Below are 14,987 nucleotides of genomic sequence, written 5' to 3'. Positions count from 1 at the left end.
ATCGCTCCAGTGGTTGCTGTCTTCAGTTGTGGTTCAAGGCTGAATGTAGCGAAGGGACCCACCGTGGTGGTGGATCCCTTCGCTTCGAGTCAGCGGCGCAGGCCGAGGCGCTCGACGATCGAGCGGTAGCGCTCGATCTCGGTCTTCTTCAGGTAGTTGAGAAGACGACGGCGCTGGCCGACGAGGAGCAGCAGGCCACGACGGCTGTGGTGGTCGTGCTTGTGCTGCTTGAGGTGCTCGGTCAGGTGGCTGATCCGGTGGCTCAGGAGCGCGATCTGGACCTCGGGCGAACCGGTGTCACCCTCGGTGGTGGCGTACTCCGCGATGATCTTCTTCTTGGTCTCAGCGTCGGTACCGACTGCCATGGGAACTCCTGGTTCGCTCGTTGCGCGGCGCCCCAGCCTGAAATCCTGGGGCTCTCTTTGTCCGCGGCCGTTCTGACGGCAACGCTCAAGGCTAACAGCGCGGTGCGTACCCGATCGAATCGCCGGCGGCCCCCGAGACCTCACCCGCCGGACGGTACGCCGCCAACGGTGTCGAGCGCGGACCGCAGGGCCTGCTGGGTGTCGATGAGCCAGTCAAGCATCGCCGGCCACTGGTCGACGTCCCCGATGTCGGCGTAGTCCGACATGACGTAGACCTTGGCCGCCTTGCGCCCCTCCATCTCGTCCCAGACCACCGGTACGCCGACTGCGGAGTCGAACGCCTCCCGGCGCTCACGCAGTGCCGTGAACCGGCGCAGGTTCAGTGCCGCGTCGGGCGAGTCGAAGTAGATCTGCGTGACCAGCCCGGACCGGGTGAACGCCATCGACACGACGACGCCGGTCGTGCCGAGCGCCATGTTGAACCACGACGACACGGTCGAGGTGCGCGCTCGGCTCCAGCCGGGGTGCTCAGCCTGTATCCGGGTGCGCGCCTCCTCCCAGAAGTCCCAGTAAAGGCGCCCCCTCCCGCTCGCATCGCCGGTCCCCAGGCCCGTCCCGGCATGGGTCGCGGCCTTCACCTGTTTCCCCCAGTCGTTCGGCTGGGCGACCATGTCGAACGCGGGCGCGGGTTCCGAGTCGCCGATCCGGACGACCTTGATCTCGACCCCGAAGAAGCGGGTGTCCTCGTCGGTGTGCTCGTTGAGCCAGTCGATCGCGGCCCGGTGCTCGGGACGAAAGCCCGTCGTGACCCAGACGATCGTCGATGGGTCGGTGCCGGCGGCGTAGGTGAGGATCTGGCCGAGGTGGGTGTGATCGGAGGCCTCGAGCTGGTTCTCGACGATCACGGTCCGGCCGCTCGCCTCGTCCCTCCCCAGAAGGTCGAGCGAGAAGCCGCCGACGGGGTGCTCGGCGACCTCCAGGACCAGGTCCATGCCGAGCAGGTCGGACAGCACATCGACGTTGCCCAGGAGCCAAGGCGTGAAGTCGTGCGCCTCGTGCGGCCACACCTCGCGGGCAGGAACGGTCGTCAACCGGCCTAGTGAAGCACTCACGGTCGGACCCTAGCCAGGTACTGGCGCTCTTGCAGGTCATGGCGCCGGACGACCCAGCATGTGACGATGCCAGCGTGGAGACACGGACCGGCGTGTGCAACCTGTGCGAGGCCACCTGCGGCCTGCTGCTGACCATCGAGCCGACCCCCGACGGCGAGCGGGTGAGCGGCGTCCGGGGCAACCCCGACGATCCTCTCTCCCGCGGGCACATCTGCCCCAAGGGGGTCGCGATCGGCGACGTCCACGCCGACCCGGACCGCCTGCGCCGTCCGGTACGACGCGTCGGCGACACCTGGATCGAGCTCGGGTGGGACGAGGCGCTCGACCTGGTCGCCGACCGGCTGGCCGCGACGGTCGACGAGCACGGCGAGGACGCGCTGGCGATCTACCTCGGCAACCCCAACGTGCACAGCCTCGGCTCGATGACCCACGGGGTGGCGCTGGCCCAGTCGTTCCGCACGCGCAACAAGTTCAGCGCGACCTCGGTCGACCAGCTCCCCCACCAGCTCGTCGGCTACCTCCTCTACGGCCACCAGCTGCTGCTGCCGGTGCCCGACATCGACCGGACCTCCTACTTCCTGGTGCTCGGGGCCAACCCGATGGCCTCCAACGGCTCGCTGATGACCGTGCCCGACTTCCCGGGGCGGCTGCGCGAGCTGCGGGCGCGGGGTGGGCGGATGGTCGTGCTCGACCCGCGGCGCACCGAGACGGCCAAGGTCGCCGACGAGCACCACTTCGTCCGGCCGGGGACCGACGCGTGGGTGCTGCTGGCACTCCTCCACGTGCTGTTCGCCGAGGGCCTGACCGACCTGCCGCCGTACGCCGACGGGCTCGACGCGGTCGAGCGGCTGGTCGCCGACTTCACCCCCGAGCTCGCCGAGCAGGCCAGCGGAGTGCCGGCTGGAGAGATCCGGCGGATCGCGCGGGACCTCGCCGCGGCCGACGGGGCGGCGGCGTACGGCCGGATCGGCGTCTCCACCCAGGAGTTCGGCACGGTGTGCCAGTGGGCCGTGCAGATGCTCAACCTGGTCACCGGCAACCTCGACCGGGTCGGCGGCGTGCTGCTGACCGAGCCGGCGATCGACGCGATCGGGCGCGGGCTGATCGGGCGGGGGCACCTCGACCGCTACCGCTCGCGGGTGCGCGGTGCGCCGGAGTTCGGTGGCGAGCTGCCGGTCTCGGTGCTGCGCGAGGAGATCGAGACGCCCGGCGAGGGCCAGGTCCGGGCGCTGCTGACCGTGGCCGGCAACCCGGTGCTCTCGACGCCCGACGGCGCCGCGCTCGACCGGGCGATCCAGGGACTCGACTTCTACGTGGCCGTCGACATCTACCTCAACGAGACGACCCGGCACGCCGACGTGATCCTGCCGCCGACGACGCTGCTCGAGCGCGACCACTACGACCTCGTCTTCCACCTGCTGGCCGTGCGCAACACCGCGCGGTTCACTCCGGCCGTGCTCGCCAAGGGGCGCGACCAGCGCCACGACTGGGAGATCTTCCGCGACCTCTACCTGCGCGTCACCCGGCGCCGGCGGCGCAAGCCCCCGCTCAAGCGGCGGATCGCGGCCGAGGCGCGGATGCGGATGAGCCCGACCTTCCTGATCGGCATGCTGCTGCGCACCGGGCGCTCCCGGACGACGCTCACCGAGCTGCGCCGGCACCCCGAGGGCGTCGACCTGGGTCCGCTCAACGCCGGGCAGCTCCCCGGCCGGCTGCGGACCGGGAACGGCCGGATCGACGCGCTGCCGGAGGTCGTGGCCGCGGACGTCGTACGGCTGCGGGAGCACGCGCTGCCCCGCGACGGCGAGCTGCTGCTCATCGGCCGGCGCCACCAGCGCGACTGCAACTCGTGGATGCACAACACCGACCGGCTCACCCGCGGCAAGGCCCGCCACCAGCTGCTCATGCACCCCGCCGACCTCGCCGCGCGCGGGCTCAGCGACGGGGCGATGGTGACGGTCCGCTCGCGGGTGGGCGAGGTCAGCGTCGAGGTGAGCGCGACCGAGGACGTGATGCCGGGCGTGGTCTCGCTCCCCCACGGCTACGGGCACGGCCGGGCCGGCGCGCGCCTGGGCGTGGCCGCCGGGGTCGCCGGCGTCTCGATCAACGACCTGACCGACCCCGAGCGCCTCGACGTGTCGGGCAACGCGGCGCTGTCCGGCGTACCGGTGACGGTGGCGTAGTGGACCTCACCGTCCCACCGGGGCCGGGAGTCCCCGGCGGTCTCGTCGTGCCCGACAGCGAGCTGGTCGAGCGCTTCTCGCGCTCCCCCGGACCGGGCGGGCAGTCGGTCAACACCACCGACACCCGCGTCGAGCTGGTCTGGGACCCGGCCGCCTCGACCGTGCTCGACGAGCGCCAGCGCGCCCGCCTGCTCGCCCGCAGCCCCGGCCCGATCGCGGTCGTGGCCCACGAGCACCGCTCCCAGCACCGCAACCGCGGCGCGGCCCGGGAGCGGCTCGCGGCCCGGATCCGTGAGCTGCTCGCGCCGCCCCCTCCGCCGCGGCGCGCGACGAAGCCGACCCGCGGCTCCCAGGAACGACGGCTCGACGCCAAGCGGCAGCGGGGCCAGGTCAAGCAGCTGCGCGGCCGGGTCGACGACTGACGCTCCCGCTACGGTGACCGCGTGACCGCGACTCCCTGGGACCGGCTCTTCCACGCCTACGGCCCGGCCACCGACACCCCCGACCACCTCGCCGCCCTCCGCGGCAGCGACGACGACGAGATCGACGAGGCGCTGGACCACCTCGACAGCGCGGTGCTCCACCAGGGCACCATCTGGACGGCCACGCCGGCGGCCGTGGCCGAGGTGGCCGCAGCCGTGGCGGAACCGGCGGCGCAGGCACCGGCCCGGGCCGGGATGCTGCAGTGGCTGGCGTGGGCGATGGACGCCGCCCGGCAGTCCGGTGTCGGCGCCGAGCCGGTGCCCGAACCGAACGAGGCGGAGGTCGACGCCTTCCTCCGGGCGAGCGCCGCCGAGGACGAGGAGGCGTGGTCGAGCCCGGTCGTGGACCTGCTCATGAGGCGCGCCGTCGTCGACGTACGAGCGCTCGCACCGCAGGTCGCGGCAGCGGCGAGCCCGCTCCTGGACCACCCCGCCCCCGACGTACGGCGCGAGGCCGTCGCCGCCCTCGGCGCTGCCACCGCCCTGCTCGGCGAGGAGGCACAGGCCCCCGTGGTGAGCGCACTGTCCGACCTGGTCACCGCCTCGGCCGACCGCGACGAGAAGGCCGCCCGGGTCCTCGCCGTGCGCGACGGCGGCGGGGACACGAGCCCCTGGCTCACCGATCCCGACCCGGCGGTCCGGGCGTGCGCCGCGCTGGGCGAGCGGGGGCCGGCCGGCAGCGCCGAGCTGATCGCGGCGCTGCGCGACCCGGCGGCGTGCGACGCCTGGTTCACCGAGCGGCCGCCCCAGCTCGGGCGGCACGTGCGACTGGTGCTGCTGGGCGAGCTGCTGGAGCGTGCGGACGTCGGCCTCGACGAGATGCTCCCGGCGCTGACCGCGATGATCGCGGCCGGCGGGGCGTTCACGGTCGACTCCGACGTCGCGCCGATCCTGCGCCGGACCTTCCCCGAGGTGGTCTTCACGCCCGGCGTGCGCCCGGACCCGGCGCCGGCGTGGAGCGCCGCTCAGTGCGCGGTCGTGGCCGCGCTCGTCGCCAACGACGCGACCTGGGGCCCCACCAACGGCAACGCCAAGCTCGCCCGGATGCAGGTCGGGTTGCCGGACGACCGCGACGCGACGGCGGCGCTGCTCGCCGAGCGGCGCGGCTAGCCGACCGTCACCGGGTGCCGCACCACGGCGTCGAAGAAGTAGCCGTTGGGGTTGACCGCGGCGACGTCCGGCTGGGTCCGTCCGCGCGCATCGGTGGCGCGCGCCAGCAGCTCGTGGGCGCCCGCCGCGGGCCGGTGCCAGGTGTGGCTCCACTGCGTCCAGCCGTGGCCCCGGGTACGCCGGGGCGCGTGGTGCAGCCGGGCCCGGGACCAGGTGGCGCCGCCGTCGGTGCTGACGTCGACCCGGGCGATCGGCGCCGCGCCGGACCACGAGCGGCCGGTCAGGGCGACCTTGCGGGCAGCCGGGAGCCGCGCCTGCCAGGCCAGCTCCCAGGCGGAGCGGACCGGGTTGACGCTCAGGGGGCCGTCGATGTTGTACCACCGGGTGTTCCACGGCGAGGTGAGGTCGGTGGTGGCGACCTCGAGCGAGCCGAGCCACTTGATGCTGGCGATCCCGATCCAGCCGGGCAGCACGAGCCGCAGGGGGTAGCCGTGGTCGGGCAGCAGCGGCTCGCCGTTCGCGCCCCAGGCCAGCAGCGCGTCGTCGAGCGCCTTGGCGACCGGGAACGGGCGGCGGACCCGGCCGTGGTCCACCCCCTTGTCGACGTACGGCGCGTCGAGGCCCGTCGCCTGGATCGACACCGCCTCGGGGCGCAGTCCCGTCGCGGCCAGTACGTCGCGCAGCCGCACGCCCTGCCAGGTGACCGTGCCGACCGCGCCGAGCGTCCAGGGCGTGCCGGACACCGTCGCGCCCTGCTGGCTCGCGAAGAGACTGCGGCCGTTGCCGGTGCACTCGTGGACGGTGGTCACCTCGACGGTCCGGAACCGCCGGCGCAGGTCGCGCAGGCTGAGCTCGGTCCCGGAGGGGTCGCGCAGGCCGTCCCCGAAGACCCGCAGCCGGTAGCCGGCCGGGTCGATCGTGGGCGTCGCGGTGTGGTTGCGCACGAACAGCCGCGCCTGGGGCGTGCGGTAGCGGCGTGGGTCGACGGAGTCCCAGCGGGTCTCCGCGTTGGTGCCGTAGTCGATGAACCAGGACGCCGGGAGGGCCTTGCGGATCGCCGGTGCCCCGGCGAGCGCGCGCTGGGCGAGCGGTCCGACCTGGGCGGCCACGGCAGCGGCGGCGCCGGCCAGCGGCAGCCCGAGCAGCGCCCGGCGGCGCAGTGCGTTGTCCGTCATCTCCCGACGGTAACACGAGTGACTTGCTGAACTTAGTAGCGTTTTCCGAGCGTGGTGCAGAGCAGGCCGGCGTACCGGACCCGGTCGGCGCCGACGGCCACCGTGGTCCGGCCGCGCTTCTCGTCGAGCTCGGCGGCGAACCGCGTGGCGCCGTACGTCGCCGGGTCGGTGCGCTCCACCCGGACGGTGGCGCGCAGGGTGGTGAGCAGGGTCGGGTCCACGACCGCAGCCACCGCGAGCGGGTCGTGCACGAGTGCGCCGCGGTCGAGGCGCTCCGCGCACAGCCCGGCCGCGGCGCGGGCCGCCGCGGTGCCGGAGGCGTGGAGGCGGTCGAGGTCCGCCGGGGTCAGCGCCGCCGCGGCCGTGGCGTCGGCGGTCACCAGCAGCGTGTCGCGAAAGGGCGCGGCGAGGACGGCGGCCGCGGCGTCGGGATCGGTCCACACGTTGCGCTCGGCGTGGGCCGTCACGCCCGCCGCCCGGTGCGCTCCCCCGAGCACGACCAGCCGAGCCACCGCACGGGCGATCGAGCGGTCCGCGGCGAGCGCGGCGGCGACGTGGCTCAGCGGCCCGGTCGTGACCAGCGTGACCGGCTCCGGCGCCTCGCGCAGGGTCCGGACCAGCCAGTCGGGACCGGCGTGGAACCCGACCTCGCCGACCTCGCCGGGCGCGACCAGGTCGCGCAGGGCGGCGGCCTCGTCGGCGCTCGCCGTGCTGACCCCGCGCAGGTCGAGGTGGGGGTGCCGCGCCGCGAGGAGGATCGCGACGGCGTCGTCGGTGTTCGCGTCGGCGGCGAGGACGAGCGGCGTGGTCACGCGAGCTCCTCGTCGTCGCGCAGCCAGCGATAGGCGACCCGCGCGCTCACCGCGCGCTCGAGCTCACGGATGACGGTCGAGAAGAACTGCCGGCGGTAGAGCTCGTCGGTCACCGCGTAGACGGTGAAGTAGAGCCCGCTGAACGCCGCCAGGAAGGTCGAGACCCGCAGCAGCTCGAGGCTCAGCCGGTCGCCGAAGAGCTCACCGAGCGGCCCGTCGATCGGGTGCAGCGGGTGCGTGGTCCACAGGCTGACGACCGCCGGGTCCATCGCGACCAGGCCGAAGACGATGAAGAACGCGAAGACCGCCAGCGCCAGGAGCAGCACCTGCACGGCCTGGGCGACCAGCAGCACGAGGACCAGGTTGGCCTTCTGGAGCCCGGTCACCTCGGCGTCGACGGCGCCGACCCGGTCGACCTGCCCGGCGATCCGGCGCGCGGCGGGCTCGAGCGGCGTCCCGGTGCACGCGTCGACGAGCTGCTTGCCCTCGACCTCGTCGTCGACGCTGTCGAGCTCCTCGGGCAGCCGGGTGAGCAGGAAGCCCACCGCCATCGCGGCGAAGAGCAGCACCGCCACCCACAGCACGCCGCCGTCGAGGCTCGCCGCGACCTGCCAGACCTCGGCGTTGATGAACAGGAACGTGACGAAGAGCAGCAGCAGGGGCAGCGCCCGGGTCACCAGCGGGACCATGAGCCCCAGCGAGCGGAAGGTACGCCGTACCGCCCAGCCCACGATCAGCCAGGCGCGCAGGGTCGCGACGGCGTACCCGGCGAGGACGACGCCGAGCGCCGTCAACGCGGCCCCGAGCGCGGCCGCGGCACCCAGCCACGGTCCGGTCAGTGCCCCGGCGAGCGCGCCCACGACGACCGACGCGGCCAGCACCGGCACCAGCCGCGCGCGGCTCAGCCCCCGGGCGACGGCGGCGCGGTAGTCGTCGACGAAGTACGGCAGCCCGTGGTCGACGAACCACCGCTCCGCGGCGGCCACGTCGGAGCGGGTGCCCTCGGGCATCAGTCCGCGAGGATCGTGCGGGCCCGGGCGACGTCGTCGGCCATGGCGGTGAGCAGGTCCTCGACCGAGTCGAAGCGGACCATGCCGCGCAGCCGCTCGGCGAAGGCGACCTCGACCTGGCGGCCGTAGAGGTACAGGTCGGTCCGGTCGAGCACGTAGGACTCGACCCGGCTCTCCCGCTCCCCCGCGAAGGTCGGGTTGGTGCCCACGCTGATCGCCGCCGGGTAGGTCATCCCCGCGTCGGGTCCGTCGAGCACCGTCAGCCGCCCGGCGTAGACGCCGTCGGCGGGCACCGCCGCGCCGGAGCGGACCGGGACGTTGGCCGTCGGGTAGCCCAGCTCGCGGCCGCGCTTGTCGCCCTCGACGACGATCCCGCGGGTGGTGAAGGGCCGGCCCAGCGCCTCGGCGGCCCCGGTCACGTCACCGGCGGCCAGGCAGGTCCGGACGTACGTCGAGGACCACACCTGGGGTCCGCCGTCGAGGCTGACCTCCTCGAGCACGAAGTCGTGCTCGGCGCCGGCCGCCCGGAGCAGGTTGCAGTCACCGGCCGCACGGTTGCCGAAGCGGAAGTTCGCGCCCACCACGACCGCCTTGGCGTGCAGCGCGGCGAGCAGGATCCGGTCGATGAACTCCTGCGGGGTCCAGTCGGCGATCTCGCGGGAGAACGGGATGACGAGCACGTCGTCCACGCCCGCCTCGCCCAGCAGCCGCAGCCGGCCCTCGATGGTGGTCAGCGTCGGCGGGGCGTGCTCGGGCCGCAGCACCGCGATCGGGTGCGGGTCGAAGGTCACCGCCACGACGTGGTCGACGCCGACCTCGGCGGCGACCTCGCGGGCCCGCCGGACGACGTGCTGGTGTCCCAGGTGCATGCCGTCGAAGTTGCCGATCGTCACCACCGTGCGGCCGAGATCACTCGGCACCTCGGAGAAGTCGCGCCACACTCGCACGGCGGCAACTCTCCCACATCCGGGTCGCAGGCTCAGCGTCCGGGCAGCAGCGCGATCGTGGCGAGCATCGGCCGGTGGTCCGAGGCGTAGCCGTCGAGCGAGCGGTGGGTCACGAACCCGGCCCGGCCCGCGGCGAGCGAGGGCTCGTCGATCCAGACGTAGTCGATCCAGCGCGTGTTGCGGGTCGGGCAGACGCCGGTGAGCCCCAGCACCTCGAACGAGCTGCGCGCGCGGCCCGCGAAGGCGTCGGTGATCCCGCCGCGCGGGCGGGCGGCGAGGTCGTCGTGGTGGTCCCACTGGAAGTCCCCCGTCGCCAGCCGTACGCCGCCGGGCCGGCCCAGCAGGTCGGCCAGGCGGCGGTAGTGCTGCCGGGCGGCGCGGGCGTTGACGTTGTCCTCCCAGCGGTCGCCGGTCTCGACGTGGTTGGGGACGTGGGTGTCGAGCAGCGTGACCTCACGCCCGCTGGCCCGGTGCCGCAGGGTCACCGAGGTGGCCCACTTGGGCCGGAACGGGTGGTCGGTGCGGTCCCGGCCGGCGCCCTCGGTCATCGGGTGGGCGGTGACCGAGACGAGCGCCCACCGCGCGGTGCGCCAGCTGATCGGCACCTGGCGCTGACCGTCGGCGGCGTCGAGGATCTCGGTGCGCCAGCCCGGCACGGCCCGCACCGCGCGGGCGAAGGCGTCGGTGTCGGCCTCCTGCCAGCCGACCAGATCGAGGTCGTCGCGACCCAGCAGGCGGCGTACGTCGGCGGCGATGGCGCGCGGGCGCCCGGTGCGGTCGACGTTGAACGAGGCGACGCTCAGCTCGGCCACCGGGGCGTCGTAGGTGCGGACGGCGGGGCGCTCGCCGGCGCAGTCCGGCATCGCTCGCGCGGCCGGCTCGGGGCGCGGCTCGTCGGCGCCCGCCGAGCACCCCGTCAGCACGACGAGGGCCAGCAGGGCGCCGAGGGCGTGCCGCCGGCTCACCCGACGAAGACCGCCGCGGGCCGGGCGGTGGCGCCCTCGGGCTTGTAGAGCGCGAGGAACTCACCGGCCGGGTCGAAGACGCCGGTCAGCTCGTCGATCACCAGCGGCAGCGGCCGTCCGTAGCGCACCGCCTGGGCCTGCTCGGCGTCCAGGTCGACGGCGGGGAAGGTCGCCCGGGCGGCGTCGGCGAGCGGGGTGACCTGGAGGTCGTCGAGGTCGGTGCAGGCGGTGGCGAGCGTGAAGGGGCCGACGGCGTGCCGGCGCAGCGCCGTCAGGTGACCGCCCACGCCCAGCGCCGCACCCAGGTCACGGGCGATCGCGCGGATGTAGGTGCCGCTGGAGCAGCGCACCCGGATCTCCAGGTCGAGGAAGTCGCCCTCGCGGCGGAACCCGCCGGCGGTGATCTCGTGGATCGTCACCGGCCGGGCCTTGAGCTCGACCTCCTCGCCAGCCCGGGCCCGGGCGTAAGCGCGCTTGCCGTCGACCTTGATCGCGGAGACGGTCGAGGGCACCTGAGAGATCTCGCCCTCGAACGCGGCGAGCGCGGTCCGCACGGCGTCCTCGGTGACGTGCGCGGTCGGGATGGTCGCGGTGGTCTCGCCCTCGGCGTCGTCGGTCGTGGTGACCTGGCCGAGCCGGACGGTCGCGGAGTAGGTCTTCTCGGTCAGCATGAGGTGACCGAGCAGCCGGGTCGCTCGCTCGACGCCCAGCACGAGCACGCCGGTCGCCATCGGGTCGAGGGTGCCGGCGTGCCCGACCTTGCGGGTGCCGAGCGTGCGTCGTACCCGGGAGACGACGGCGTGCGACGTCATGCCGCCGGGCTTGTCGACGACGACCAGCCCGGACGGCGCGCCGGACGAGGTCACTCGGTGTCCTCGGCCTCTTCGTCGACGATCTCGCGCGGCTTCTTGTACGGGTCCGGCTCGCCGGCCGGCTCGGCACCCTCGCGGGCGGCCGCGACGGCCGCGTCGGCCTCACGGGCCTTGGCGAGGACCTCGTCGAGGTGCCGCGCGCTCTCGGGGATGCCGTCGAACTCGAAGGCGAGCGAGGGGACGGTCCGCATGCCGAGCTGCTTGCCGACCTCGGAGCGGAGCAGGCCCTTGGCCGACTCCAGCGCCTGGGCGGTCGCCTGCTGGTCGGCGTCCTCGCCGAGCACGGTGTAGTAGATGGTGGCGTTCTGGGCGTCACCGGTCATCCGGACCTCGGTGACGGTCACGAACCCCAGGCGGGGGTCCTTGACGCGCCGCTCGAGCATCTCGGCGACGATCACCTGGATCCGGTCGGCGATCTTGCGCACGCGCGGGCTGGCCATGATCAGATTCCTATCAGTAGAACGGCTGCGCCGCCCGCCCCGGTGACGGAGCGGGCGGCGCAGCACGGTGGTGCATCAGCGCCTCAGGAGCGCGGGATCTCCCGCATCTCGAAGGCCTCGACGATGTCGCCTTCCTTGATGTCCTGGAAGTTCTTGAGCACGAGACCGCACTCGAAGCCTTCGCGGACCTCGGACGCATCGTCCTTCTCGCGCTTGAGCGAGGCCAGGTCGAGGTTGTCGGCCACCACGGCGCCGTCGCGCAGGACGCGCACCTTGGCGTTGCGGCGGATGACTCCGTCGATGACCATGCAGCCGGCGATGTTGCCGATCTTGGACGAGCGGAAGATCGCACGGATCTCCGCCTGACCGAGAGCGTGCTCCTCGTACTCCGGCTTGAGCATGCCCTTGAGGGCCGCCTCGATCTCCTCGATCGCCTGGTAGATGACCGAGTAGTAGCGGATCTCGACGCCCTCCTTCTCCGCCATCTGGCCCGCCTTGCCCTGGGGCCGGACGTTGAAGCCGATGATGATGGCGTCGGAGGCGGCGGCCAGGTCGACGTTGGTCTCGGTGATCGCACCGACACCGCGGTCGATGACCCGCAGGCTGACCTCGTCGCCGACGTCGATCTGGGCGAGGGCGTCCTCGAGGGCCTCGACCGAACCGGACACATCGCCCTTGAGGATGAGGTTGAGCTCCTGGCTCTCGCCCTTCTCCATGGAGGCCATGAAGTCCTCGAGCGTACGACGCACGCGGCGCTTGGCCTGCATGGCCGCCCGCTCGCGGGCCTCACGCTTCTCAGCGATCTGGCGCGCCATCCGGTCGTCCTCGACCACGATGAAGTTCTGGCCGGCGCCCGGGACGGACGACAGACCCAGAACCATCGCCGGACGCGCCGGGTCGGCCTCGGTGAGCTCGTTGCCGTGCTCGTCGAGCATCGCGCGGACCCGGCCGTGGGCCGGACCGGCGACGATCGAGTCGCCGACCTTGAGCGTGCCGCGCTGGACGAGGATGGTCGCCACCGGGCCGCGACCGCGGTCCAGGTGCGCCTCGACCACGAGACCCTGGGCGTCCTGCGTCGGGTTGGCCCGCAGGTCCAGCGACGCGTCGGCGGTCAGGACGATCGCCTCGAGCAGCTTGTCGAGGTGGAGACCGGCCTTGGCCGAGACGTCGACGAACATCGCGTCGCCGCCGTACTCCTCGGGGACGAGGCCGTACTCGGAGAGCTGGCCGCGGACCTTGGTCGGGTCGGCGGTCTCCTTGTCGATCTTGTTGACCGCGACCACGATCGGCACACCGGCCGCCTTGGCGTGGTTGAGCGCCTCGACCGTCTGCGGCATGACGCCGTCGTCGGCCGCGACCACCAGGACGGCGATGTCGGTCGCCTGGGCACCACGGGCACGCATGGCGGTGAACGCCTCGTGACCCGGGGTGTCGATGAAGGTGATCCGGCGGTCGTTGCCGTCGACCTCGGTGTGGACCTGGTAGGCACCGATGTGCTGGGTGATGCCACCGGCCTCGCCCTCGACGACGTTGGCGTTGCGCAGCGCGTCGAGGAGGCGGGTCTTACCGTGGTCGACGTGACCCATGACGGTCACGACCGGCGGACGGACGACCAGGTCGTCCTCGCCGCCCTCGTCGGCACCGAACTCGATGTCGAACGACTCGAGCAGCTCGCGGTCCTCGTCCTCCGGGGAGACGACCTCGACGACGTAGTTGAGCTCGTCACCGAGCAGCTCCAGCGTCTCGTCGCCCACCGACTGGGTGGCCGTGACCATCTCGCCGAGGTGGAAGAGCATCTGCACGAGCGAGGCCGCGTCGACGCCGATCTTCTCGGCGAAGTCGGTCAGCGAGGAGCCACGGGCGAGACGGATCGTCTCGCCGTTGCCCTTGCGGACCCGCATGCCGCCGATCGTCGGGGCCTCCATGGCCTCGAACTCCTGGCGACGCGCCCGCTTGGACTTGCGTCCACGCCGGGCCGGACCGCCGGGGCGACCGAAGGCACCCTGGGTCTGGCCACGCTGACCGGGACGGCCACCGCCACCGGGACGACCGCCGCCACCGGGGCCGAAGCCACCGGGACCGCGACCGGGCGCACCGGCACCCGCGCCGGCGCCGGGACGACCCGGAGCACCGCCACGACCGGGCGCACCGCCGCCACCGGGACGACCGGGGCCGCCGCCGGGACGACCCGGACCACGACCGCCGGGGCCCTGGCCGAACGCGGCCGGGGACTTCGGCATCATCGCCGGGTTGGGACGCGGCATACCGGGACGGCCACCGCCACCACCGGCACCGGCCGGCGGACGCGGGCCGGCCGGACCGGCCTCACCCTCGCGCGGCGGCGGAGCGGGACGACGGCCCATGCCCTGGCTGGGTGCGAAGGGGTTGTTGCCCGGGCGCGGCGTACCGCCGGGCTTGCCGACCGGACGCGGGGCCGGAGCCTTGGGCGTCGGGGGCTTGGGACCCGGGGTGGCCGGCTTGGCCGGAGCCTCGGGAGCCGCCGCGGCCGCGGCGGGCTGCTCGGGCTCGGCCGGGGAGACCGGCTCGGGCTCGGGCTCCGGCGTCTTGGCCGGACCGGGCGCGGACCCGGCCGGGGGCCAGGCGCAGCAGCGGGCGTCGCGGGCTTGGCCGCGGGAGCAGCCGGGGCGGGCGCCTCGGCGGCCGGAGCAGCCTCGGCAGCCGGAGCGGCAGGGGCCTGGACCGGAACCTCGGCAGCGGGCGCCTCCGGAGCGGGGGCGGCCGCGGCCTTCTTGGCCGGAGCGGGCTTGGGCGCGGCCGGCTTGGCCGGCGCGTCGGCAGCGGGCTTCATCTTCGAGAGAAGCTCCGTGCCGTAGGTGTCCTCGAACTTCTTGACAGCAGGAAGCTCGATGCTCGAGGAGGCAGTCTTGGCGAACTCGCCGATGTCGTTGAGCATCTTGAGCGCATCGGCGCTCTTGATGCCGTACTTCTTCGCGAGTTCGGAAACTCGGGTCTTGGCCACGTTTCTCCTAATGGCCCAAGACCCGGGGTGGATCTCAGACCGTCGATGGGTGGTGCAGCAGAACGAACTGGCTCATCGCGAGATACTCATCGAGTGCTCATGAGCTGTTGCTCCAGTCTCTGTTGACGGATTCGGTCGGTTGGATCAGCGAGGCGACGTACTCCCCCACCGGCGCACTGGAAAGGCCACCCGCACCCGGCGTGAACCGGAGCGCACGGGAGAAGGCCTTCCGCCGCACCGCGAGGTCGTAGCAACCGGTGGTGGGGTGCAGGTGCGCTCCACGCCCCGGTGCAGTGCCGTCAGGATCAGGGACGACGACCGGTCGGCCGTCGGGCCCCGAGCCGGCGGTCACCCGCAACAACTCGCGTTTGGCGGCCCGCTGCCGGCATCCGACGCAGGTCCGGACGGGCTCCCCGAGGGGAAGGTCGTCTGGGCGTGCAGGGGAATTCATTCGGCGTGCCACCGAGGGTCAACACTACCGCCCGGGCTGCGCAGATCACGAACCGGCACCCTCGCCGGGAGCGACGTCGGTCA

General features: G+C 73.4%; 15 protein-coding genes. 3 read left to right on the top strand and 12 right to left on the bottom strand.

The features are described 5' to 3' along the window. Window positions 1-89: 89 nt before the first annotated feature. Both rpsO and M0M48_RS05975 read right to left on the bottom strand, forming a co-directional pair. Window positions 90-365: a 30S ribosomal protein S15 gene (gene rpsO / locus M0M48_RS05980; protein ID WP_036542197.1), complete on the bottom strand. Its 276-nt coding sequence runs from the start codon at window positions 363-365 to the stop codon at window positions 90-92. Window positions 366-505: 140 nt separating this feature from the next. After that, the gene (locus M0M48_RS05975) at window positions 506-1,456 is read right to left on the bottom strand and encodes a DUF4268 domain-containing protein (protein ID WP_257750442.1); all 951 of its coding nucleotides are present in this window, start codon (window positions 1,454-1,456) and stop codon (window positions 506-508) included. A gap of 95 nt (window positions 1,457-1,551) precedes the next feature. On the opposite strand from M0M48_RS05975, the gene M0M48_RS05970 reads away from it, so the two are divergent. From M0M48_RS05970 to M0M48_RS05960, 3 genes are read left to right on the top strand one after another with little or no spacing between them, the layout of a single operon-like run. Beyond that, window positions 1,552-3,660, top strand: coding sequence for a molybdopterin-dependent oxidoreductase (locus M0M48_RS05970; protein ID WP_257750441.1), 2,109 nt, complete (start codon window positions 1,552-1,554; stop codon window positions 3,658-3,660). Continuing rightward, window positions 3,660-4,082, top strand: coding sequence for an alternative ribosome rescue aminoacyl-tRNA hydrolase ArfB (arfB, locus tag M0M48_RS05965; protein WP_257750440.1), 423 nt, complete (start codon window positions 3,660-3,662; stop codon window positions 4,080-4,082). The genes M0M48_RS05970 and arfB overlap by 1 nt, the downstream gene beginning before the upstream one ends. 21 nt (window positions 4,083-4,103) lie before the next feature. After that, on the top strand, window positions 4,104-5,252 hold the full coding sequence (locus M0M48_RS05960; protein WP_257750439.1) for a hypothetical protein: 1,149 nt from the start codon (window positions 4,104-4,106) through the stop codon (window positions 5,250-5,252). On the opposite strand, the gene M0M48_RS05955 is transcribed toward M0M48_RS05960, so the two are convergent. From M0M48_RS05955 to M0M48_RS05910, 10 genes are all read right to left on the bottom strand, one after another. Beyond that, window positions 5,249-6,427 (bottom strand): molybdopterin-dependent oxidoreductase, encoded by a 1,179-nt coding sequence (locus tag M0M48_RS05955; protein WP_257750438.1) that lies wholly within the window; start codon window positions 6,425-6,427, stop codon window positions 5,249-5,251. The two genes, M0M48_RS05960 and M0M48_RS05955, sit on opposite strands and share 4 nt — an antisense overlap. A 32-nt stretch (window positions 6,428-6,459) precedes the next feature. Then, entirely contained in the window at window positions 6,460-7,239 is a 780-nt protein-coding gene (locus M0M48_RS05950; protein WP_257750437.1) for a nucleoside hydrolase, read from the bottom strand. Further along, window positions 7,236-8,249: a hypothetical protein gene (locus M0M48_RS05945; protein ID WP_257750436.1), complete on the bottom strand. Its 1,014-nt coding sequence runs from the start codon at window positions 8,247-8,249 to the stop codon at window positions 7,236-7,238. Before M0M48_RS05945 ends, M0M48_RS05950 begins: the two co-directional genes overlap by 4 nt. Further along, a complete protein-coding gene (locus M0M48_RS05940; protein WP_257750435.1) occupies window positions 8,249-9,196 on the bottom strand; it encodes a bifunctional riboflavin kinase/FAD synthetase in 948 nt (315 codons plus the stop codon). The genes M0M48_RS05945 and M0M48_RS05940 overlap by 1 nt, the downstream gene beginning before the upstream one ends. 32 nt (window positions 9,197-9,228) lie before the next feature. Continuing rightward, window positions 9,229-10,161, bottom strand: a complete 933-nt coding sequence (locus M0M48_RS05935) for a hypothetical protein (RefSeq protein ID WP_257750434.1) — start codon at window positions 10,159-10,161, stop codon at window positions 9,229-9,231. Next, window positions 10,158-11,027, bottom strand: coding sequence for a tRNA pseudouridine(55) synthase TruB (gene truB / locus M0M48_RS05930; RefSeq protein WP_257759316.1), 870 nt, complete (start codon window positions 11,025-11,027; stop codon window positions 10,158-10,160). Before truB ends, M0M48_RS05935 begins: the two co-directional genes overlap by 4 nt. Further along, complete coding sequence (rbfA, locus tag M0M48_RS05925; RefSeq protein WP_215815261.1) at window positions 11,024-11,473, bottom strand: 30S ribosome-binding factor RbfA; 450 nt, start codon at window positions 11,471-11,473, stop codon at window positions 11,024-11,026. The genes truB and rbfA overlap by 4 nt, the downstream gene beginning before the upstream one ends. A gap of 83 nt (window positions 11,474-11,556) precedes the next feature. Next, window positions 11,557-13,398: a translation initiation factor IF-2 gene (gene infB / locus M0M48_RS05920; RefSeq protein ID WP_257759315.1), complete on the bottom strand. Its 1,842-nt coding sequence runs from the start codon at window positions 13,396-13,398 to the stop codon at window positions 11,557-11,559. A gap of 314 nt (window positions 13,399-13,712) precedes the next feature. Next, window positions 13,713-14,453, bottom strand: coding sequence for a translation initiation factor IF-2 N-terminal domain-containing protein (locus M0M48_RS05915; protein ID WP_257759314.1), 741 nt, complete (start codon window positions 14,451-14,453; stop codon window positions 13,713-13,715). Between the two features lie 97 nt (window positions 14,454-14,550). Then, entirely contained in the window at window positions 14,551-14,904 is a 354-nt protein-coding gene (locus M0M48_RS05910; protein WP_257750432.1) for a YlxR family protein, read from the bottom strand. Window positions 14,905-14,987 lie beyond the last annotated feature (83 nt).

Origin of the sequence: Pimelobacter simplex, from assembly GCF_024662235.1 — a bacterium.
In the GTDB taxonomy this organism is placed as follows: domain Bacteria; phylum Actinomycetota; class Actinomycetes; order Propionibacteriales; family Nocardioidaceae; genus Nocardioides.
The sequence above is the reverse complement of the archived record's forward strand: the minus strand, read 5'-3'. Positions and strand labels throughout refer to the sequence as shown.

Excerpts from the sequence above, each read along its gene's own strand:
- rpsO (WP_036542197.1), bottom strand. The coding sequence starts at position 365 with ATGGCAGTCGGTACCGACGCTGAGACCAAGAAGAAGATCATCGCGGAG.
- M0M48_RS05910 (WP_257750432.1), bottom strand. The coding sequence starts at position 14,904 with ATGAATTCCCCTGCACGCCCAGACGACCTTCCCCTCGGGGAGCCCGTC.
- infB (WP_257759315.1), bottom strand. The coding sequence starts at position 13,398 with ATGGAGGCCCCGACGATCGGCGGCATGCGGGTCCGCAAGGGCAACGGC.
- M0M48_RS05945 (WP_257750436.1), bottom strand. The coding sequence starts at position 8,249 with ATGCCCGAGGGCACCCGCTCCGACGTGGCCGCCGCGGAGCGGTGGTTC.
- rbfA (WP_215815261.1), bottom strand. The coding sequence starts at position 11,473 with ATGGCCAGCCCGCGCGTGCGCAAGATCGCCGACCGGATCCAGGTGATC.
- M0M48_RS05955 (WP_257750438.1), bottom strand. The coding sequence starts at position 6,427 with ATGACGGACAACGCACTGCGCCGCCGGGCGCTGCTCGGGCTGCCGCTG.